This is a genomic window from Paucibacter sp. B2R-40, assembly GCF_025717555.1.
In the GTDB taxonomy this organism is placed as follows: Bacteria; Pseudomonadota; Gammaproteobacteria; order Burkholderiales; family Burkholderiaceae_C; genus Paucibacter_A.
Map to the genome: position 1 here is coordinate 348,730 of NZ_JAJIRP010000007.1, position 24,187 is coordinate 372,916.

The 24,187-nt window shown below is 62.1% G+C and carries 4 protein-coding genes; 2 read left to right on the forward strand and 2 right to left on the reverse strand.

Features of this window, described 5'->3' with window-relative positions:
- Positions 1–154 precede the first annotated feature (154 nt).
- Positions 155–13,675 (reverse strand): PA14 domain-containing protein, encoded by a 13,521-nt coding sequence (locus tag LNV09_RS16315; protein WP_263558120.1) that lies wholly within the window; start codon positions 13,673–13,675, stop codon positions 155–157.
- A gap of 257 nt (positions 13,676–13,932) precedes the next feature.
- A complete protein-coding gene (locus LNV09_RS16320) occupies positions 13,933–14,223 on the reverse strand; it encodes a hypothetical protein (protein WP_263558121.1) in 291 nt (96 codons plus the stop codon).
- Positions 14,224–14,734: 511 nt separating this feature from the next.
- Between LNV09_RS16320 and LNV09_RS16325 the strand changes: the two genes are divergently transcribed.
- Positions 14,735–20,920 carry an SPM autocatalytic domain-containing protein gene (locus LNV09_RS16325; RefSeq protein WP_263558122.1) on the forward strand — a complete coding sequence of 2,062 codons (6,186 nt, stop codon included), beginning with the start codon at positions 14,735–14,737 and terminating at the stop codon, positions 20,918–20,920.
- 373 nt (positions 20,921–21,293) lie between these two features.
- A partial coding sequence (locus LNV09_RS16330; protein WP_263558123.1) for a beta strand repeat-containing protein occupies positions 21,294–24,187 on the forward strand: 2,894 nt, incomplete at its 3' end.

The following is a 24,187-nucleotide window of genomic DNA, read 5'->3' on the forward strand; positions in this document are numbered from 1 at the left end:
AGAAGCCTCATACAGCGCATTGTGGCCAGTGCCAGCGGAATCCAAGCGCTGAAATGCTGCGCATACCGCTGCCAATACCTTGCCATGGACAAGCTATAGACAAGCCAACGCCAGGCCAAGCCCCGGTCTCAATCTGCCAATTCAGCCTCTGTCCTCAGGCGTGCGGCAGGTAGTCCACGTGAATCAGGCTGTCAGGGCTGCCGTTGATGACCCCGCTATAGAGCCTGTAGTCCTCATGCACCGAGCCGTCCAGGTTGCTGGTGGAGCTCACTAACTCGTAGTTGCCGCCGATATTCAGCACGTCCCCGTTGTCGAGGCGAATCGAGAGTTCATGGCGCGCGTCGGTCATGTTGACAACGTTCAGTGCGTTCAAGCTCAGCGTCATGCCGCCGAGGCCATCGTCAAGCAGCAATGACTCCATATTCTGAACTTTGGTGTTCAAGCTGCTCAGGTCAATCGAAAAGCCGGTGCTGGCGATGCGCAGGCTGTCCTGTCCTGCACCACCGTCGGCATTGCCGATATTGGCAATGCCGTTGAACACCAGGCTGTCATTGCCGCCGGCGCCGGAGAGCGAGTCGATGCCGGCGTTGGCCGTCAGCGTGTTGTCCAGCTCATTGCCACTGCCGCTCAGATTGCCACTGCCGGTCAGCGTCAGATGCTCCACTTCAGCCGCCAGCGTCCAGGAGCGGCTGGACTGGACCGTGTCGATGCCGCCGCCGGCCAGCTCTAGGCTGGTATCGCCGGCGTTGTCGATGATGTAAGTGTCGTTGCCGGCACCACCGCTCATCGCATCGGCGCCAGCGCCGCCGTCCAGCATATTGTCGGCAGAGTTGCCGCTGAGGTTGTTGTCGAGTGTGTTGCCGCTGCCGTCGATGGTGGCGCTGCCCGTCAGTTGCAGATTCTCGAGCTCGGCGCCCAAGGTGTAGCTGACGCTGGACTGCACGCTGTCGCTGCCGCCACCGCTGAATTCCGTGATCACGTCGCCGGCGTTGTCCAGCACATAAGTGTCGTTGCCGGCACCACCAACCATGGTGTCTGCGCCTGCGCCGCCGTCCAGCAGATTGGCACCGGCATTGCCGGTGAGGGTATTGGCCAAGGCATTGCCGATGCCACTGAAGGCCGAACCGGTCAGCACCAGGTTCTCGACCTCTGCGGCCAGCGTGAAGTTGACGCTGGCTTGCACCGTATCGGTGCCAGCACCGGCGGCTTCGATGATCAGGTCGCCCAGGTTGTCGACCACATAACTGTCATTACCCAGGCCACCCGCCATGCTGTCGGCGCCGGCGCCGCCGTCGATCAGGTTGTTGCCGCTGTTGCCGGTGATGCTGTTGGCAGCGCTATTGCCCGTGCCACTGAGGCTGGCCGAGCCGGTCAGCACCAGATTCTCCAAGGTAGCGCCCAGGGTGTAGCTGATCGAGGCGCGCACGGTGTCGGTGCCGCCGCCGGCCAACTCGGTGACGACATCACCGGCGTTGTCCACCACATAGACATCGTTGCCCAAGCCGCCCATCATGATGTCGGCCCCGGTGCCACCGTCCAGGCTGTTGTTGCCGCTATTGCCGGTCAAGGTGTTGTTCAGACTATTGCCGCCGCCATTCAGGGAGGCACTGCCAGTCAGGATCAGGTTCTCAATCTCGGCACCCAGGGTGAAGTCGACACTGGCTTGTACGGTGTCGACGCCGCCGCCGGGCAATTCGGTGACGACATCACCGATGTTGTCGAGCACATACGTATCGTTGCCTGCGCCACCGGCCATGGCATCGGCGCCCAGGCCGCCATCGAGCACGTTGTCGGCGCTATTGCCGGTGATGGAGTTGGCGGCCGCGTTGCCGCTGCCATTGATGGCCGCATTGCCGGTCAAGACCAGATTCTCCAGATCATTTGCCAAGGCATAGCTGAAACCGACCTTGACCGTATCCGTACCTTCGCCGGGCAGCTCAATGATGCCGTCGCCGGCATCGATGATGTAGGTGTCGTCGCCGGTGCCGCCCACCAAGGTGTCATTGCCGCCGGCGCCGTCCAAGATGTCATCGCCCGCGCCAGCACTCAGGACATTGTCGGCATCATTGCCGGTGAGGTTGTTGTTGAGACTGTTGCCGCTGCCATTGACCGCGTTCGAGCCGGTCAACAAGAGGTTTTCAAGGTTGGCACCCAAGGTGTAGGCCAGGGCCGTTTGCACCGTGTCTGTGCCGGCACTGGCCGCCTCGGTCACGCTGTCGCTGGCGGAATCGACGACATAGGTATCGTCACCGAGCCCCCCGGCCATTGCGTCGTTGCCACTGCCGCCATCGAGCAAGTCGCCGCCATTGCCGCCGGTCAGTTGGTCATTGCCATTGCCGCCCAGCAGCGTGCCGCCGGCCACCGCTGCCAAGGTCAGAGTCGGTGCGGCGTTCAGATAGGGACTGCCCGCCGGCAACGCCGCCTGCGTGCCCCATTTCCAGGCCAGATAGCCGTCGATCAACTGCCGGTCCGCCGTGCTCAGGGCATTGGTCGTGATCAGGACCTCGCTGTAGTCGCCGTTGAAGTTCCAGGTGCCACCATAGCCATTGCCCATCACCAGCGTGCTGTTGAAATTGAAGGGCTGGTTCACCGAGGCCACCACATGCGGGGCGCCATTGAGCCCGCTGAACACGGTGCCGCGGGTGGTCCAGTTGGCCAGCACATCGTCCCGGTAGAAGGAGTTGGCCAAATGGGTGTTGGCCGCGTTGACGGGGTCGGCACTGGCGCTGCCGTTGTCGCCAATCAGCATCCAGGCATTGCCGGTGCCGGCGATAAAGGGCATGTACTGCGTGTCGGCCGTGCTCTGCACCCAGAACATGCTGTTGACATTGCCGGTTAGCGTGGGCAGATTGCTGATCTTCAAGCCATCGTCATAGCCATCGGTGCGGATCACCGGCAGATTGTTCATGCCGTTCAGCACATACGTAGGCTCCTGGTTCCAGGTATTCTGGACCGCGTCGCGGGCGTTGCCGCTCTTGTCCTTCCAGACATTGACCAGGCCATTCACCAGCCCCGATTCCAAGGCGCCTTCCTGGATGCCGTCACCATCCAGATCGGCAGCGTCCAGCCACAGCGCCTTGCCGCTCAAGGCCGCCGGCGTCCAGGCGCTCAAGGTGCCCAGCGTCAGCACGTCGTTGCCGTCGCCGCCGTCCAGGGTGCTGCCGCCATCGGCGACCAAGCTGTCATTGCCGGCGCCACCCAGCAGCGAGTCGACGCCGCCGCCGCCGTTGAGGCTGTCGTCACCATTGCCGCCATCCAAGATGTTCGACGAGGCATTGCCGGTCAGCACATTGGCGCCGCTATTGCCGGTCGCGTCGATCGCATTGCTGCCGCTGAGCTTGATGTTCTCGACATTGGCGAGCGAAACGATCGAGTAGCTGACACTGGCCTGCACGGTGTCCGTACCCTCGCCGGCCAGTTCGGTGATGGTGTCATTCGTCGCATCCACGACGTAACTATCATTGCCGCTGCCGCCCACCAGGGTGTCGGCGTTTGGCCCGCCGAACAAGGTGTCATTGCCGGCGCCGCCGTTGAGCGTGTCGCCGGCCGAATCGGTCAAGGCTGGCTCGCCATAGGTGAATTGGGATGCGGGAATGGATGTGAAGCCCGCATCACCCGGCTTTTGCCAAGCGAGCTGGGCATAGGCATTGCCACCGCCCTCGTTCATCATCACCGAGATGCTGTGCAGCCCCGCCGTCAGGTTCAGGCCCAGGCTGCGAACATTGCTGCTGGTATTGACCTGGTCGACCAGCTGCCCGTCCACATACAAGCTGACGTTGTCGTCACCATTGAGCGAGAAGACGTAGCTACCCGCCACGTCGATGGACAAGTTGCCGGTCCAGCGCGCCGAGAAGCTGTCGATATTGACGCCGGTGCCGGGGCTACCTGCGCCCCAGTTGAAGTTGATCTCGGCATCTTGCCGCACCAGCACCGGCGCGCCGCTCCAGCTGCTGTTGTTCCAGTACTCGGCACGCAGCCCGCTTTGCTGCAAGCCGGTCAAGAGCGTGGTGGGCGCCAGCGAATAGAGGCTGTCATTGCCATTGCCGCCGTTCAGCACATCGGCGCCGCCACCGCCATACAGCGTGTCATTGCCGTCGATGCCGCTGAGCGTGTCATTGCCGCTATTGCCGATCACGGTGTTGTCCAGCGCGTTGCCATTGCCGGTGTGGGCAATCGCATTGCTGAAGCTCAAGCGCTCTATCGTGGCACCCAGGGTGTAGCTGGCCAGCGTGGTCTCGACGGTGTCGAAGCCAAAAGTGTCGGCCACGCTGTCACTGGCACTGTCCACCACAAAGGTGTCATTGCCTTCGGCGCCAACCATGCTGTCGTTGCCGGCGCCGCCGTCCAGGCGGTCATTGCCGGTGCCGCCGGTCAGCGTGTTGTTGAGATCATTGCCCCACAGCCGGTAACCGACCGAATTGCCGGCGCTGATGTTCTCGATATTGGATGGCAACCTGTAGTCGATATAGGCTGTGACGCTGTCGCTGCCCTCGCCCGCCGCTTCCACCAAGCTGGTCAGCGGGGTGTAGACGATGTAGGTGTCATTGCCCGCCAGGCCGGTCAGCGTCGTCGGGTTGCCGGTACTGGAGCCGGCATAGGCGCTGCCCGTCATCACATTGTCGCCACTGCCGCCGATGCCGGCGATGTTGTAGCTCGAGTAGAGATTCAGATTCTCGACATTGGCCGGCAAGGTGTAAGTCAGCGTGGTGGCGTTGTAGCTGGTGCGCTGCAGCACCACCGTGTCGGTGCCTTCGGCGGCGTTCTCCTGCACCGTCATATTCAGCACGAAGTTGCCGCTGTTGTCGGGGATCAGGTAATAGGTGTCGTTGCCGGCGCCACCGATGAAGGTAGCGGCGCCGCCGTAGATGCTGCTGTAGAAGACGTTGTCGGCGCTGTTGCCGGTGCCGGTGGCCGCACCCGTGGTCAGCAAGCGCAGCTCCTCGACGCCGCTGCTGATATCGAGCGTGTAGCTGAAGCCGGCGTAGACGGTGTCGGTGCCGGCACTGTCGCTGATGATGTCCCCGGCGTTGTCGACAAAGTACACATCATTGCCAGCACCGCCGATCATGGTGTCGGCACCTGCGCCGCCATCGATGCGGTTATTGCCGGAGTTGCCGGTGATGGTATTGGCCAGCGCATTGCCGGTGCCGTTGATGCTGGCCGTGCCGGACAGGGTCAGGTTCTCGACATTGGGCGACAGCGCGTAGGTCACGCTGGAAGTGACCAGATCGGTGCCCGCGCCAACTTCTTCGACGATGGTGTCGGCCGTGTTGTCAACCACATAACTGTCATTGCCAGCGCCACCGGCCATCCAGTCGGCGCCCAGGCCGCCATTGATAACGTCATTGCCATCGCCGCCGAACAGCGCGTCCACGCGGTCCAGGCCGGTGAGGGTGTCATTGCCCGCACCAGCGAAGACCACCGAGTCAACCCGGCCCGAGCCGCGCACCGGTGCGATGCCGTAGTTGACGTTCAAGGTGTCGATGCCCGCTGTGCCGAACACCAGCTTGGCGCCGGTCCAACTGGCGTCGAGACCGATGGTGCCAAGGATGCCGGTCGGGGTCGAATTGGGGGCACCATTGATCGCGTATTTGGCGCGCAGATAGGCTTCCACCACGCGGCGCTCGCCGTCGCTGAGACCATGGTCGAACACCAGCACTTCGCTGACGCTGCCCTTGCTGGCCTCGGCGGTTCCGCCGCCGTAGGCGCCCAGCTGCACCTTGCCCAGCCAACCAGCCGACGTGCTGCCGGTCGGCGTCAGCGCGCTGCCATCGTTGAACAAAGTGCCGCTGCCGGCCACACTGGTCACCGAGTAAAGCTTGGCCTCGCCGCCCTGCACCGGCGTGTTCGGATTGGAGATCCAGTTCTGCACATAGAGCTGGTCTTGCTTGCCGCTGTACCAGCCGATCAAGGTGTTGTCGGTGCTCGATGCCACCAGGCGGCCGTTCTGCGTGCCCGCCATCTGGCCAACCACAATCACGGTGTAGTTCTGACCAAAGGTCGTGCCCGAGGTCAGGAAGTCATTGCCGTCGAAGCTGACCGTCGCGGCGCCGTTCAAGCCTGTCAGCGACAAGGTCGGATTGGCATTGACGCTGCCTCCCTGCACGAAGTTATTGCCCTTGCCCGACTTATCGGTCCAGACATTCAGATTGCCGGCGCCATTGACGATGCCGGCCTCGCCCAGGCCTTCGGCGACGCCGTCGCCGTCGAGGTCGGCCGCATCCAGCCAGGTGCTGAGACCTTGAATGCTGGCCGGGTTGTTACTCAGGTCGCTGACGCGGCCCCAAATAGTCATCAGGTCGGCCGCGCTGGGCAGCACCAAGGCATTGACGTCGATGGCCAGGCTGATACCGCCCGGCGCCACCGCCGTCAGCAGTTTGCCGATATTGCCGTTGCTGAGCAGCACATCGGGAGCGAGCGAATAGTTGCCCACATTGTTGTAGTCGCTGGCATTGAGCAAGAGTGTGTCGCTTCCGCCCGCGCTGCCAGCACCATCCAGCAGGACCTCCATCTTGCCGCCGGCTTCGCTGCCGACAAAGCCGCTGGTCTGCAAATCGCTGGAGCGCAGGGTGAAGGCGTCTGCCGTGCCGCCACTGAAGTCGAGCTGCTCGATGTTCAGCACTTTGCCGCTGATTTGAGAAATATTGCTGAGGCCGGCGCCATTGAGCTTGAGCGAGTCCAAGCCGCTGCCGCCGTCGATGCTGACAAAGCTGATGTCGCTGACGCCGATGACATCATTGCCGGCGCCGGCACTGATGGTGTCGGCACCACCGCCGCCGGTGATGTAATTGCTGCCACTATTGCCGGTGATGAGGTTGGCGCCGCTATGGCCCGTGGCGCTGATGCTGGCGCTTCCGGTCAGCAGCAGGTTCTCAATCGAAGCGCTGAGCACCCAGCCCACGCTGGACCGGACCGTATCGGTGCCCGAACCGACGGCCTCAGAGACCGTGTCACCGCCGTTGTCGACGATATAGACATCATCGCCTTGGCCCCCGGCCATCGAGTCGGCCCCCGCGCCACCGTCCAGGGTGTTGTTGCCGCTGTTGCCGGTCAGCGTATTGCTGCCGGCATTACCGGTGGCATTCAGATTGGCGCTGCCAGTCAGGGTGAGCGCTTCCAGATTGGCCGACAAGGTGTAGCTGACGCTGCTGATGACCGAGTCGATGCCTTCGTCGGCGTTCTCGATCACCTGATCGGCCACATTGTCGACGCGGTAGACGTCGTCGCCCAGGCCACCGGTGAGGATGTCGATCCCGACACCGCCATCCAAGATATTGTCCCCGTCGTTGCCGGTGATGGCATTGTTCAGCGCGTTGCCGCTGCCGTCGATGGCGTCGGTGCCGGTCAGAATCAGATTTTCGACATTGGCGCCCAACACATAGGCGAAGGAAGCAATCACGGTGTCGGTGCCGGCACTGCTGGCTTCGACCACCACGTCACCGCTGCTGTCCAGCCAATAGGTGTCATTGCCAGCGCCGCCGGCCATGGTGTCGTTGCCGGCACCACCATCGAGCACATTGGCACCAGCGTTGCCGATCAAGCTATTGTCTTGCGCGTTGCCCGTGCCATCGATGTCGGCGCTGCCGCTCAGGATCAGGTTCTCGACGTTGTCGCTGAGCGTATAGCTGACGCTGGCGGTGACCACATCGGTGCCGGCGCCGGAGGCTTCATTGACGGTGTCGCCGCTGTTGTCGACGCTATAGCTGTCATTGCCCATGCCGCCGGCCATGGCGTCGGCGCCCAGCCCGCCATCGAGCTGATTGTTGGCGTCGTTGCCGGTCAAGGCGTTGTCTTGCGCATTGCCGGTCGCGCTGATATCAGCGCTGCCGGTGAGGATCAGATTCTCGGTATTGTCGGCCAGGGTCCACCCGACCGATGAGCGCACCGTGTCATTGCCCTCGCCGGCGTTCTCGGTCGTGCTGTCGCCAACATCGTCGACGACATAACTGTCATTGCCGACGCCACCACTCATGCTGTCGGCGCCCATGCCGCCATCCAGCCGGTTATTGCCCGCATTGCCGATCAGCACATTGTCCAACTCATTGCCGCTGGCATTGATGTTGCTGCTGGCACTGCCGATCAGCGTCAGGTTCTCGATATTGCTGGCCAGCGTGTAGCTGACCAAGGAGCGCACGGTGTCGCTGCCCTCGGCTGCGCTCTCGAACACCTGATCACCGACAGCGTCGACGGTGTAGATGTCGTCGCCCAAGCCGCCACTCATGCGGTCGGAGCCGGCGCCGCCATCGATGCGGTTATTGCCGGCATTGCCGGTGATGATGTTGGCGAGCGCATTGCCCGTGGCGTCGATATTCGAGCTGCCCGTCAGGGTCAGGTTCTCAAGGTTGTCCACCAAGGCATAGCTGACGCTGGCGTTGACCAGATCGGTGCCCGCATCAGAATCTTCAATGACCAAGTCGCCAGCGTTGTCCACCACATAGCTGTCATCACCGGCGCCGCCTGCCATCGAATCGGCACCCAGTCCGCCATTCAAAACGTTGGCGCCGGTATTGCCGCTGAGTTCGTTGTCCAACTCATTGCCGGTGGCGTTGATGTCGGCGCTGCCGCTTAAGCTCAGGTTTTCCAGATTGCTGCCCAGCACCCAGCTGATGCTGGAACGCACGGTGTCAACGCCTTCGCCACTCAGCTCGGTGATGATGTCGCCGCTGTTGTCGACGCCATAAATGTCATTGCCGGTGCCACCCACCAGGGTGTCGGCGCCAGCGCCGCCGTCCAGCGTGTTGTTGCCGCTATTGCCGGTGATCAAGTTGGCCAGCGCATTGCCGGTGCCACTGATGCTGGCCGTGCCGGTCAGAGTCAGCGCTTCGATATTGGCGCTCAAGGTGTAGCTGACGCTGGCGCGCACCAGATCGCTGCCTTCGCCAGTGTTTTCGCGCACTTGATCGGCGCTGTTGTCGACAATATAGATGTCGTCACCCAGGCCGCCGCTCATCACATCGATGCCAGCCCCGCCGTCGAGACGGTTGTTGCCGTCGTTGCCGACGATCACATTGGCCAGCGCGTTGCCGGTGGCATTGAGATCGGCGCTGCCGCTGAGCCGCAGTTCTTCGACGTTATCGCTCAGCGTGTAGCTGATGGAACTGATGACGCCGTCTTGCCCGGCATTGAAGGCCTCATCGACCCGGTCGCCGGCGTTGTCCACCACATAGCTGTCATCGCCTTCGCCACCCGCCATCGTGTCGGCGCCCAGGCCGCCGTCCAGCTGGTTGGCACCGGTATTGCCGGTCAATTGATTGTTCAGGCTGTTGCCGGTCGCGTTGATGTCGGCGTTGCCGCTAAGTTCCAGGTTCTCCAGCTCGGCCGCAAGGGTGTAGCTCAGGCTCGCCCTGACAGTGTCGGTGCCGCCACCGGCCAGTTCGGTGATGAGGTCACCCCCGTTATCGACCCCATAGACATCGTTGCCAGCGCCACCCAAGAGCGTGTCGGCACCAATGCCGCCGTCCAGTACATCGTTGCCTTCGCCGCCTTCGAGACGGTTGTTGGCGGTATTGCCGGTCAGGACATCGTCCAGTGCCGAGCCGATCAAATTCTCCACGCCGCTGAGCGTGTCGCCTTGCGCATCACTGCCCGAGCCGGTGCCGGAGAGCAGATTGACGCTCACCCCTGCCAGCGCAGCGGCATAACTGACCGTATCGACGCCACTACCGCCGATCAATTGGTCAGCACCAGCGCCACCGATCAAGAGATCATCGCCCGCGCCGCCGTCGAGCCGATTGGCCGAGGCGTCACCCACCAGGCTATCGTCAAAGGCGCTACCCGTCAGGCCCTCGATGCTGTCGAACACGTCGCCGGCCGCATCGCCGGTATTGAGCTGCGACCTGGCCAGGCTGACGTACACCGCCGCGCCGGCCGTGGCATAGGAGGCCGAATCCTGCCCCAAACCGCCCACCAAGACATCGGCCCCGGCGCCGCCCAGCAGACTGTCGTCACCCTCGCCGCCGTCCAGTCGATTGACCCCGGCATCGCCCTCCAGCACATCGGAAAAGGCAGAGCCGACCATGTTCTCGATCGAGACATAGCTGTCGCCCTCGGCATCGCCGGTATTGCCGCCGGGCGACTGCAGACTGGCCGCCACCCCGGCACGCGCCGAGGCGTAACTGGCGGTGTCAATGCCTTCCCCGCCATCCAGAACGTCAGCCCCGCCCCGGCCTTCAAGCCAGTCATTGCCGCCATTTCCAAACAGGCTGTTGGCTCCGGCGCTACCGAACAAGGAATCGGCACCGGCGCTGCCGATGAGGTTTTCAATATCCGTCAGCGTGTCCTGCTCGGCATCACCGCCCACACCGGTGCCGGCCTGCAGATCGACCGTGACTGCTTGTGCAGAGAGCTGATAGTCGGCAGTGTCCGAGCCCGCGCCGCCCATCAGCGAGTCGGCACCCTGATCACCGATCAAGCGATCATTGCCGGCAGCACCGTCAATGACGTTATCCGCGCCGTCGCCCGCCAACTGGTCGTCATAGGCGGAGCCCCGCAGGTTTTCGATGCTGATATACACATCGCCTGCGGCGTCGCCGCTGTTGGAGGCCGCTGATGCCGCTGAGGCCGCTGAAGCCAGACTGGCAATGACAGCGCCGGCGGCGCCGGCGTAGCTGGCCGTGTCTTGCCCCTGGCCGCCGTCCAGCACATCGGCATCGGCGCCACCTTCCAGCAGGTCGTCACCCTTGCCGCCGCTGAGTAGATTGACGCCAGCGCCGCCCACGAAGCTGTCATTGGCATCACTGCCGATCAGATTCTCGATACCGCCCAGCACATCGCCTTGGGCTTCGCCGCCGCTGCCGAAACCGGTGATCAAGTTGACGCTCACCCCCGTTGCCGAACTGGCATAGACGGCCGTGTCAATACCGAGGCCGCCGGTCAAGCGGTCCGCGCCGGTACCGCCGGTCAAGGTGTCATTGCCTTTGCCACCGTCCAATTGATCATTGCCAGCGCCGCCGGACAGCAGGTCATTGCCCTCATTGCCGCTCAAGCGGTTGGCACTGCTGTCGCCCAGCAAAGTGTCGTCGCTCAAGCCGCCGGCCAGGTTCTCGATCGAGATCAGCACATCGCCGGTGGCATCACCGCCGGTGGCGGAACTCGTATTGAGATCAGCCTGCACACCGAGCACCGACCCGCTGTAGTCCGCCGTATCCGAGCCATCACCGCCATTCAAAACGTCAGCGCCCCCGCCGCCGTTCAACACGTCCGCACCGCGCCCACCGAGCAAGGTGTTGACGGCCGCATCACCGATCAAGACATCGGAATAGCGTGATCCCGTGACGTTCTCGACGCCGGTGAAGGAGTCGCCATCGGCATCCCCGCCTTGTCCGATTCCCAGGCCGAGATCGACCTGCACGCCTTCGTTCGAAATTGCATAGGAAACGGTATCGACGCCATCGCCGCCGTCCAGCAGATCTTGCCCGGCGCCGCCCAGCAGCACATCGTTGCCGGCGCGGCCATAGAGCCTGTCATTGCCCGGCCCGCCGATCAAGGTATTGACCCCGCCGTCGCCGATCAGCGTGTCATCGAACTCCGAGCCTTCAAGGTTTTCGATGCCGGTGAAGGTGTCACCCGCGGCATCGCCGGTGTTCTGTGCCGGCGCCTCGAGGCTGACCAGCACGCCCCTGCTGGCCTCGAGATAACTGGCCGTGTCATTGCCATCGCCGCCAATCAGCTGGTCGGCACCTTCATTGCCTTCCAGCCAATCGTCGCCGCCACCCCCGCTCAGAATATTGTTGCCGTCGTTACCGGTCAATTCATCGGCATAGCGGCTGCCGGTCAAGTTCTCGACGTCCTGGAAGCGGTCGCCTTCGGCATCCCCGCCGCTGCCCTGGCCGGTACCCAGGCTGACCGATACCGCAGCCGAAGAGCCGGCGTAGGTCGCGGTGTCGGTGCCGCTGCCGCCCCACAGGCGATCGGCGCCCACACCGCCGTCCAGCACATCATCACCGGCGCCGCCGTCCAGCAGGTTGTCCTGCGCATCACCGACCAGTCGGTCGGCAAAAGCGGAGCCCACCACGCCCTCGATGCCCTTGAGCAGGTCGCCGCTCGCGTCGCCACCGCTGCCCTGGCCTTGCGACAGATTGATACTGACCGCCGCTGCCGACTCGGCATAGTCGGCGATGTCAAAGCCTTCGCCCCCAAGCAAGGTGTCCGAACCGCCGCGCCCCGCAAGCACGTCGTCGCCCGCACCGGCATCGATCACGTTGTCCGCGCTGCTGCCGCCCAAAACATCGGCGTAATCCGAACCGGTCAAATTCTCGATGCTGTTGAAGGTATCGCCGGTCGCGTCCGCGCCGACTGCCGTGCCCGCAGCAAGATCGACGTGAACGCCGTCCGTAGAACCGGCGTAGCTGGCCGTGTCGCGTCCGCTGCCACCGCTGAGCTTGTCAGCACCCGAGCCACCCTCGAGGATGTCATTGCCGGCTCCGCCGTCGAGTTCATCATCACCCTCATCCCCGAAGACCAGATCATGGCCAACGCCGGCGCTGACCTTGTCGTTGCCGGCCCCGGCATGAATCTCATCGCCCAAGCCGAATGCGGCAAACACAACGCCCTTGCTGCCATTGGCGCTGTAGCTCATATCGGCAGCGCCTTGCACGTCTTGCAAGATGCCGGGAACACTCAGGCTGCCAGCAATGTCGCGGCTGTTCATCTGCCCGTTGGCACTGATCCCAATCGTGAAATTGCTGGGCGAAAAACCCAGATCGTCGGCCGCTACCGGATACTGCATCACCACCGACAAACGGTTCCCGCCGGCGGCAAAGCCTTCGGGCAAGGTCAAGGTCCAATCGGCGCCGCTCTGTACGCCGCCCACCACCACAAAGTTGGCGGGCAAGCCTGTCACGCGAACCGCTTCCACCGTCAGGTCCAGGCGGGCTGACAGTTGCAAGTCCAGTTGCCGTGCAAAACCGCTGCCCAGCAATTGGGTGCTGTCTCCCACAATGACGTCATTGCCACTGGTGCCGCTGATCAACTCTCGTTCCGCCTGCACCTGAGGGCTGAAGTCGGTTGCCGATCGGGCACTTCCCCCCGCACCGGTGATGCTGGTCACACTGCCCTGCGTGCTACTGGTTTGGCCCGCAATATTGTGCCAAGCGGCCTGGATATTGATGGTGTCCGGCGGCGGTGGCGGCGGCGGCGGGGGATTGTTGTTGCCAGGCGCCGCCTTGGGAGATGCAGGCGGGTTCATCAGCACCACGCTTGGCGGCGGCGGCATCGCATCGCTTTGGAAGTCAGCGAGCTTTTGCGCGGCCGGAATCACCGCCGGTACCGAAATGCCCTCAATGGCCGGCACCTTCAGCGCGTTTTCGGCCGGAGCCTCGCTGACCGCTTCGGCCGAAGGCTTGGGGTCTTCTGCATCCGGCGGTTTCGGTGCTGCGGACGGCTCGCTCGACGGGCTCTGTTCACCGCCAGAGGACTGCGCTACCCGAACCGCCGTATCAGCCACTGCCACACGACCAATGGCGTTGAACAAATCGCTGGCCAGAATTGACTGATCGGAGAAGCTCAGCTTCAAACCCGGCATGGTCATCATGCGCATGGCGAAGTCTTGCAGCACATGGACCGTGCCATCGGTCGTCGTCAAGACCAGGTCCGTGCCGGATACGCTGACTTTGGCAATCGCCGACTTGGGCAAAGCCAAAACGAGCGTCGTCCCGGCTGGCAGGGCATGAACCATTGTTGCAACAGAACTGGACACTATCATTAACCTCAGGTTGCTGGTCTTCGTCTGCGCACCGAACTCATTTTGCCGACCCAAAACAGGCCGAAAGTCCAAAGACAGGCAGGTCTCGCCCTGACGGACGATCACCATTCGATTCTCTTTGCAGCAGCCCTTGATCGATCAAGCAATCAAGCGTGGTTTAAGCCATCACTCCTGGGGCCGGATGCAGCGGAAACCGGGTGAATGTGTGCATTGGCGGAGTCGCCACGGGGTCAGCAACAGCTGCACTTGGCCGAGCCGATGCCCCGGTCAAGTTTTTCGCTCCTCCCGATAGCTTGCTCAATTGCTGCTTGATGCCCGAAGGTATAGGGTGGCAAGGTGACAGTCTTGGCATTCAGCCGCATGCCACGCACCACCTGCCCGGCATTTGGTGCCGCCAGCAACTCGGCCAGGCGGGGCTTCTCGAAGGGGGACTTGTCAATCTCCGGATCGAGGCTGGCCCGCGCAGCAGCAACGTCCTTCTCGGCCACCGGGCCAACTCCGCCACCCCAGCTTGCGCGCACGAAGCTGAAAATCTCGGCGACCTCGCGGTCACTCAGCCCAGCGAACGCGGGCGTCGTGTAGGCGCGCGGGTGGGCGCCCTGTCCACAGTGGCGCCGATGTCTGGTGTAAAGGGCGTGATCGCCGACGGGCGGCTAACTCATTGAGTTGGCGCCGACCAAGGACTCTGCCACCGGGCCGACACAAGCCATCCAGCCCACCCGGCCAGCGCCATACGCCGCGAACAGCCGATAAATGCCCCCGCTTTTACCTCCATTGCTTTGGCCGCAAATGTCTAGCATCGGCAACTCCAGCAAAAGCTTTAGAACTATTTTTGGTTTTTACGGACGAGTTTGAACGAAAGCCAGGGATCCCACGTGATCCCAGCGGCCGTAGCTCACCCATCGGACCACCTCGAAACACAAGCGTGATGTTCAGCCCAGCCAGCAACTCAGCAATAGCCCCGACGAGCGCGCCTTCTCAGGTCCCTCGCGCTGGGTATCGCGCTTGTGCATTGCATTCGGCGGGCTACCTATGACCACGCTGATCACCAGTCTGTCGACAACACAGATTTCAGGCCTGAATACCCGCACACTCACTCGGTTCACCACCGAGGATTGGGCGGCCTTCAGCAGCGCCCAGATCATCTCGCTGACCACCCAGCAATTCGCGTCCTTGAGCACGTTTGCGATTGCTTCGCTGAGTAGCGCGCAAGTGAGCCACTTTCAAACCGACGACTTGCGTGCATTGAATACCAACGCCTTGCGCGCGCTGGCGAGCGAACAGTTGGCCGCCCTCGGCTCGGTTCAGTTTGCAGCACTCAGCACCGCGCAAGTTGGTGCCTTGACCAGCGCCCAGGTGCAGAGTTTGGCGAGCGAGGATCTGGGCGCCTTGACCTCGACTCAATTCAGAGCGCTCAACGCCGCACAACTCGCGGCGCTCTCGAGTGATCAACTGAAGGCCTTGACGACCGAGGACTTTGCGGCCATCAGCACGGCTGGTCTGCGCGGCTTTGGCCCGGCACAGCTGGCTGTCTTGAGCAGCGAGCAACTGGTCGCCTTGACCACGTCCCAGGCCGCCTCATTGAGCAGTCTTCAAGTTAGCGGCCTGAGCAGTGAGCAGGTCAGTCAGTTGGCCACTGACGATCTAAGGGCCTTGAACACCGGCACGTTGCAGGCCTTGAATACCGAGCAATTGGCCGCGCTGAGGTCGGACCAGTTCGCCGCGCTGACGACCGCGCAGGTCAACAACTTGAGCAGCCGCCAAATTCAATCGCTGAGCAGCGAGGACCTGAATGCGCTGACCTCGACCCAGTTCCGCGACTTCGCCTCAGTCCAAGTCGCCGCCCTGACGACCGACCAACTGAAGACGCTGGGCACCGAGGACCTGGCTGCCATTGGTACAGCAGGCCTGCGTGGCCTGGGCTCATCACAAATTGGGGCTTTTTCCAGCGGGCAGATTGTCGCGCTGACCACCGCGCAATCGGCCTCGCTGACGAGCGGTCAAGTGCCGGGGCTGAGCACAGACCAAGTCGCAGCGCTGGCCACCGATGACCTGCGGGCTATCAACTCGGCAGCATTGCGCGCATTGAGTTCGGATCAACTTGGCGCCCTCACCGCCGATCAGATCGGCATATTGACCACGACCCAGGTCAATGCCTTGACCAGCGCCCAAATTCAGCACTGGGGCAGCGAAGACCTCAACGCGCTGACGACGGCTCAGTTCCGCAGCCTCAGTTCGGCGCAAGCAGGCGCCCTCTCCACCGATCAAATCAAAACACTGGGTAGCGACGACTTCGCCGCCATCGGGACCGCCGGACTCAGAGGATTGAGCTCGAGCCAAGTCGCGGCGCTGAGCAGTGAGCAAATCATTGCGCTGACCACGGCACAGAGCGCGACCTTGAACAGCGCACAGGTGCTCGGCTTGAGTACCGAGCAAATCACCCATTTGCAGACCGACGACTTGCGCGCGCTCGGTAGCGCGGTGATCCGGTCCTTGAGCAGTGAACAAGTTCAGGCGATTGACGCCAATCAGATCGCTGTGTTGACCAGCAGCCAGATCGCAGCGCTGACGAGTTCGCCCGTCAATCAGTTGGCCGTACTCAGTACCGATGAGATCCGCGCCTTGACCACGGCACAAGTCGCTGCATTGGGGAGCGCTCAGGTCAGGGGTTTGAGCACCGAGCAAATCGTCGCCTTTGCCACCGATGATCTGAAGGCGCTGAACACCGCCGCCTTGCGCGCCTTGGGCACCGATCAATTGGCCGCATTGGGCGCTGATCAATTTGCCTCCCTGAGCACGGTGCAAGTCAATGCGCTGACCAGTACGCAAATGCAGAGCCTGAGCAGCGAGGACTTGGGGGCATTGAGCACCAGTCAATTCAAGGCCATCAATTCAACGCAGGTCGCAGCATTGCTGACCGATCAATTGAGAGCCTTGAGCACCGAAGACTTTGCAGCGATCGGCACCGCCGGCATGCGCGGCCTCAGCGCGACCCAACTCGCTGCCCTGAGCAGTGAGCAGATCATTGCGCTGACGACCGCGCAGGTGGCTTCACTGACTTCGGCTCAAGTGCCGGGATTTGGCACCGAGCAGATGGGCCGTTTGGCCAGCGATGACTTGCAAGCGATCGGCCCAGCCGCGCTGCGCAGCTTGCGCAGCGATCAGCTCGCGGCTTTGGGGTCTGAACAATGGGCGGCGCTGACCACCGCGCAAGTCAATGCGCTCAGCAGCACGCAGATTCAGGGCATCGTCAGTGAGGACTTGAACGCAATGACTTCGGCGCAGTTCCGCGCCATCGGGTCGACGCAGATTGCCGCACTGACAAGTGATCAACTCAAGACGCTCAGCACCGAGGACTTCGCCGCCGTTGGCACGGCGGGCATGCGGGGCATCAGTTCGGCGCAATTGGCGGTGCTGTCTACCGATCAGATCATGGCCTTGAGCACGGCCCAGGCCGCCTCGTTGACCAGCGTGCAAGTGATGGGTTTCAGCACCGAACAGATGAGCAAGCTGGAAAGCGAGGATTTGCGCGCAATAGGCAGTGCGGCCCTGCGTGCGCTCAGCACCGATCAATTGGCTGCTTTGAGCGTGAGCCAAATCGCACAGCTCACCAGCACTCAAGTCAACGCCTTGACCGTCGCTCAAATACAAGGTTTGGGTAGCGAAGACTTGAACGCCCTCTCCTCTTCGCAGCTTGGAGCGATCGGCTCGGCGCAAGTGGTCGCGCTGCGCACCGATCAACTCAAAACGCTGGGCACGGAAGACTTTGCCGCCATCGGCACCGCAGGGCTGCGCGGCATGAGTTCGAGCCAATTCGCGGCGCTGAGCTCCGATCAGATCATTGCCTTGAGCACTGCCCAAGCGGCCTCATTGACGAGTGCTCAAATCTTAGGCTTGAGTACCGATCAGGTCCTCAAGCTTCAGACCGATGATCTGCGCGCGCTCAACACTGCCACGCTCAGGGCCTTGACGACAGAACAGTTCCAAGCTCTGAACAGTGAGCAGATCAGTGCCTTGAGCACCGCTCAGGTGGCGGCACTGGTGACCGCGCCACAAAACCAACTCGGAACTCTCAGCACAGACGAAATTCGAGCCCTGACCACCGCTCAGGTCGCCGCCCTGGGCAGCGGTCAAATGAAGGGCTTCAGCACCGAGCAGATCGCCGCCTTTGCGACCGACGATTTGCGCGTACTCAGCGGTGCAGCTTTGAGGAATTTGGGCAGCGATCAGTTGGCCGCCTTGAGCTCGGAGCAATGGGCGGCGCTGAGTACGGCGCAGGTCAACTTCTTGACCAGCACGCAGATCCGGGCTTTGAGCAGCGAGGACTTGAATGCGCTGAGCACGGCACAGTTCGCCGCGATCGGCTCGACCCAAATTGCCGCGCTGAGCACCGATCAGCTCAGAATCATGAGCAGCGAAGACCTCGGGGCCATCGGCAGCGCGGGTCTGCGTGGCCTGAGCTCGACGCAACTGGGCTCTTTGAGCAGCGAGCAAATCGTAGCTCTGAGCAGCGCACAGTTCGGCTCTTTCGGCAGCGCCCAGGTGCTTGGGTTTACGACCGAGCAAGTCAGCGTCATGGCCACCGAAGATTTGCGCGCTTTGGTCAGTCTGAGCTTGCGCGCGCTCAGTACCGCTCAGATTGCGGCCTTGGACTCGACTCAGATCGCCGCGCTGAACACGGCCCAGGTGAACGCTCTGACCAGCACCCAGATGCTCGGTTTGACCTCCGAAGACTTGCGGGCCTTGACGACCGAGCAGTACCAAGCCATGGCCAGCAGCCAGATTGCGGCCTTGAGCAGTGATCAGCTCAAACTGCTGGCCACCGAGGACTTCGCGGCCATCGGCACCGGCGGTTTGCGCGGCTTGGGCTCGCAGCAGATGGGGCAGTTGGGCAGCGATCAAATCAAGGCTTTGTCCACGACTCAAGCCGCAGCGCTGAGCAGCAGTCAGGTTCAAGGCTTGCAAACCGACCAGCTTCAGCAGTTGGAAACCGACGACCTGCGCGCCTTGAACAGCAGCGCCTTGCGTGCCCTGAGCAACACGCAGTTGGCGGCTCTCGGCTCCGATCAGTTGCAGGCGCTCGCTAGCAACCAGATCGGTGCGCTGACCAGCACACAAGTACTGGGGCTTGGGAGTGAGGACCTGAATGCGCTCACGACCCTGCAGTTCGGCTTCCTGAATTCGGTGCAGATTCAAGCCCTGAGCAGCGCCCAGTTCAAAACCCTGACAACCGAGGACTTCGCGGCCATCAGTACCGCCGCCTGGCGAGGCATCGGCTCGACGCAGATTGCGGCTCTCAGCAGTGAGCAGATCATTGCGATGACCAGCGCCCAGTCTGCGGCCATGACCTCAGCCCAAATCACCGGCATCGGCACCGAACAGCTATCGATTTTGCAAAGTGATGATCTGCGCGCCCTGTCGACCGCTGCGATCCAAGGGTTGACGACGCAGCAGTTCACGGCCCTGACTTCCGATCAGTTGAAGTTGTTGACCAACACCCAGTTCGGGGCCATGACCTCAAGCCAAGTGGCCACCATCGGGACCGACGAGCTGAATGCCTTCGACACCGAACAGATCCGCGGGTTTACCTCGATGCAGTTGCAAGGCTTCTCGACCGAGATGGTGGCCAGCCTGAGCACCGACAACGTCGCTGCGCTGAGCATCTTTGCCTTGAAGGGTTTCAGCAGCACGCAACTCAATGCCTTTCAGAGCGAGCAAGTGGCTGCCTTGACGCGAACTCAGGTGGGCTCGCTGACCAGCGCGCAGGTGCAGAACTGGGCCACCGAAGACGTTCAAGCCTTGGGAAGTGCACAAGTCGCCGGATTGAGCGCGAACCAAATCTCCGTCATGAGCTCGGCGCAGTTTTCGGTCTTTGCGACCGAAGACATGGCCGCGTTGACGACCGGCGCGCTGCGGGGCTTGGGCTCCGAGGACCTGGCTGCCTTCAGCTCCGAGCAGATTTCGGCCTTGAGCAGCAATCAGTTCGCGGTGCTGAACTCGGCACAAATGCTCGGCATTGAGGTGGCCGACATCCCCGCAATACAGACGGAAGATATTCATGCCATGGGCAATCAAGCCCTGGTGGGTCTGTCCACCGAACAATTCGCAGCCTTCAGTACCGATCAGATCAACGCCCTCACCACCGGCCACATCCGGTCAATGACGACCGAACAATTGGCCACGCTGGATGGCACAGAAATTTTGGCCTTGGGAACGCAACATATCGCGGCCTTGAGCTCGGCCCAGCTTGGCAGCCTGAGTACGGACCAGATCACTCATTTCCAGACCGAAGACATCGAAGCCCTGCAGACTTCGCAAATAGCCGGGTTGACCACCGAGCAGATCCAAAGTTTTACGACCGACCAAATCCCGGGTTTTGAGTCGAGTGACCTTGCGGCCATGTCGATGGCACAGGTCTTGGCCTTCTCGGACGCCGCCATCGCCGTCTTCAGCAGTGAGCAATTGGACGGACTGCAGGCGGCCTCTCCGATCGTCTTGGACCTGGACGGCAATGGCGTCAGCACCCAAGCCGCAGCGAATGGGGTTCATTTCGATCTTTTCGGCACCGGCCACTGTCAAAAGTGGGGATGGGTTGGCCCACAGGACGGTTTATTGGTGATGGACCGCAATGGCGACGGCTTGATCAACAGCGGCCGTGAGCTATTTGGCTCGGGGACCTTGCTGGCCGATGGACGCCGGGCCGCACATGGCTACTTGGCCATGCAGGAGCTTGACCTCAACCTGGATGGGCGCCTGTCCGGTGCCGATCCGGCTTTCAAGGATTTGCGGGTTTGGATCGACGCCAACGGCGACGGCAAGACCGACGCGGGTGAGTTGAAGACATTGCCGGATCTTGGCATTGCCGAGTTGAATCTGCGGGCGCAAGTCGGGCATTCGGCCGACCACGGCAATTTGTTGGGCTTGGTGTCTGACTACAAAACCAATGACGGCCAGACCCACGCCATGGCCGATGTTTGGTTCGCAAAAGACAGTTTTATCGAGCCTTCGCGGCAGCCGCAAATCCCTAAGCTTGGCGAAGTGCTCAATGGTCCTGGCGAGCAACTTGCAGAAGTTCGGGACACAAGCCTTGAAGCGACTGCCCAGAAGCTGATGGCCTCACCGGATACACAAGCGATGGTTAGTTCTCTGTCAATGTTTTTGCCCCATTTGAAACGTCTTCCAGATGAAGGCGAAACACCCCTACTTCCCTTGATTTGAGGTGGCGACATGCCCGAAACATCAATTCGCCCACCGCAAAGACCAAGGCCTGGCCCGGGAGTTTCGTGCGTGCGCCCAGTCTCAAGAAATCTGCTCGCTTGGCTTGCCATAAGAGCTGCGCGTCGTGTGACTGCCTCAAGTTTGCGCAGATCTCGTCGAAATCAGAGTGACGATGAGAAAGATATGAGTCGGTTCAAGCCGCCCCGCATTCACTCTTAGCTTGAAACACTGACCACCAACTTCGACCCAGCTTTGCTATGGATGCGGAGCTGGTTTTGCGCAAGCTAGAACGGATGACGTTCAAGAAACCCGAATTCTGCAAGCAGCACTTCTTCGAGGTTGTTGCAAACGAAATAAACCAAGTGAGCTCAACATGACCACTCTGATCGCAAGCTACTCGACAGCTCAAATTGCTGGACTGTCAACGAAAACACTGAGCCGATTTACGTCGGAGGACTGGGGTGCATTCACCAGCGATCAGATCATCGCGTTGACGACCCGGCAGTTCGCTTCGCTGGGCACTTTGCCCATCAATTCGCTGAGCAGCGATCAAATTGCGTTCATACAGACCGACGACCTGCGAGCACTCGGCACTTCTGCCATCCGTACTCTGAGCAATGCACAGCTGGGCAATTTGACGACCGATCAGTTGGGCTCGCTGAGTACGGTGCAAATCAATGCCCTGGGCAGCGCGCAGATCCAGAATCTGAGCACCGATGACCTCAACGCGCTGACGGCCGCGCAGTTCAAGGCCGTCAATTCGGTCCAAATGGCGGCGCTCACGACCGAGCAACTCAAGGCGCTGACGACCGATGACTTTGCGGCCATTGGAACCGGGGGCCTGAGAGGCATGAATGCTGCCCAAGCCGCCGCCCTCACGACCGATCAGATCGTGGCAATGACCACAGCGCAAAGCGCTTCGCTGGTCAGTGCCCAAGTGACGAGCTTGTTGACCGATCAGATCGCCGCCTTGGCCTCCGATGACCTGCGCGCGCTCAACACCGGCGCCCTGCGCGGGCTGAGCACCGAGCAAATCGGTGCCCTCACCTCCGACCAGATCGGTAACTTGGCGACGGGCCAGGTCAATGCCTTGACGGCCACGCAGATCCAGAACCTGAGCACCGATGACCTCAATGCGCTGACGGCCACACAGTTCAAGGCCATCAGTTCGGGCCAGATTACCGCGCTGACGACGGATCAGGTCAAGTCGCTGACGACCGATGACTTTGCGGCCATTGGCACCGGTGGACTGAGGGGTTGGACCGGCGCACAAGCTGCTGGTCTGACGACTGACCAGATCGCGGCGCTGACCACCGATCAGGTCAAGTCGCTGACGACCGATGACTTTGCGGCCATTGGCACCGGTGGACTGAGGGGTTTGACCGGCGCACAAGCTGCTGCTCTGACGACTGACCAGATCGTGGCGCTGACCACGGCGCAATCCGCCTCGCTGGGCAGCGCCCAAGTGGCGGGTCTGCTGACTGACCAGATCGCAGCCTTGGTCTCCGATGACCTGCGCTCGCTCAACACCGGCGCATTGCGCGGGCTGAGTACCGATCAACTCGGTGCCATGACATCCGATCAGCTGGGCAACTTGACGACAGTGCAAGTCAACGCCTTGACCGCCACGCAGGTTCAAAATCTGAGCACGGACGACCTCAATGCGCTGACGGCCACGCAGTTCAAGGCCATCAGTTCGGGGCAGATCACGGCGCTGACCACCGATCAGGTCAAGTCGCTGACGACCGATGACTTCGCCGCCATCGGCACTGGCGGCCTGAAGGGCCTGACCGGCGCCCAAGCCGCCGCCCTGACGACAGACCAGATCGTGGCGCTGACCACGGCGCAATCCGCCTCGTTGGGCAGCGCTCAAGTGACGGGTCTGCTGACCGATCAGATCGCCGCCTTGGTTTCCGATGACCTGCGCGCCCTCAATACCGGCGCCCTGCGTGGGCTGAGCACCGAGCAAATCGGTGCGCTCACCTCCGACCAAATCGGCAACTTGACGACGGTGCAAGTTAACTCATTGACCGCGACCCAGATCCAGAATCTGAGCACGGACGACCTCAATGCGCTGACAGCCACGCAGTTCAAGGCCATCAGTTCGGGCCAGATTGCCGCGCTGACGACCGAGCAGGTCAAGTCGCTGACGACCGATGACTTTGCAGCCATTGGCACAGGGGGATTGAGGGGCTTGACCGGCGCCCAAGCCGCTGCCCTGACGACCGACCAGATCGTGGCGCTGACCACGGCGCAAGCCGCCTCGCTGGGCAGCGCCCAAGTGACAGGTCTGCTGACCGATCAGATCGCCGCCTTGGTCTCCGATGACCTGCGCGCCCTCAACACCGGCGCCCTGCGTGGGCTGAGCACCGAGCAAATCGGTGCCCTCACATCCGACCAGATCGGCAACTTGACGACCAGCCAGGTCAACGCTTTGACCGCCACTCAGATCCAGAATCTGAGCACCGACGACCTCAATGCGCTGACGGCCACGCAGTTCAAGTCCATCAGCTCAGGCCAGATAGCTTCGCTGACGACCGAGCAGGTCAAATCCTTGTCGACCGATGACTTCGCCGCCATCGGTACCGGCGGCATGAGGGGCCTCACCGCCGCCCAAGCCGCTGCCTTGACGACCGACCAGATCGTGGCGTTGACCACGGCGCAAAGCGCCTCGCTGGGCAGCGCCCAAGTGTCGGGTTTGCTGACCGATCAGATCGCCGCCTTGGTGTCCGATGACCTGCGCTCTCTCAATACCGGCGCTCTGCGCGGGCTGAGCACCGAGCAAATTGGTGCGCTAACTTCGGACCAGATCGGTAACTTGACGACCAGCCAGGTCAATGCCTTGACCGCCACGCAGATCCAGAATCTGAGCACGGACGACCTCAATGCGCTGACGGCCACACAGTTCAAGGCCATCAGCTCGGGCCAGATTGCCGCGCTGACGACCGAGCAGGTCAAGTCCTTGTCGACCGATGACTTCGCCGCCATCGGCACCGGCGGCATGAGGGGACTCACCGCCGCCCAAGCCGCTGCCTTGACCACAGACCAAATCGTGGCACTGACCACGGCGCAAGCCGCCTCGCTGGGCAGCGCTCAAGTGACAGGCCTGCTGACCGATCAGATCGCCGCCTTGGTCTCCGATGACCTGCGCGCCCTCAACACCGGCGCCCTGCGTGGGCTGAGCACCGAGCAAATCGGTGCGCTCACCTCCGACCAGATCGGTAATTTGACGACGGTGCAAGTCAACGCTTTGACCGCCACGCAGAT

Excerpts from the sequence above, each read along its gene's own strand:
- LNV09_RS16315 (WP_263558120.1), bottom strand. The coding sequence starts at position 13,675 with ATGGTTCATGCCCTGCCAGCCGGGACGACGCTCGTTTTGGCTTTGCCC.
- LNV09_RS16325 (WP_263558122.1), top strand. The coding sequence starts at position 14,735 with ATGACCACGCTGATCACCAGTCTGTCGACAACACAGATTTCAGGCCTG.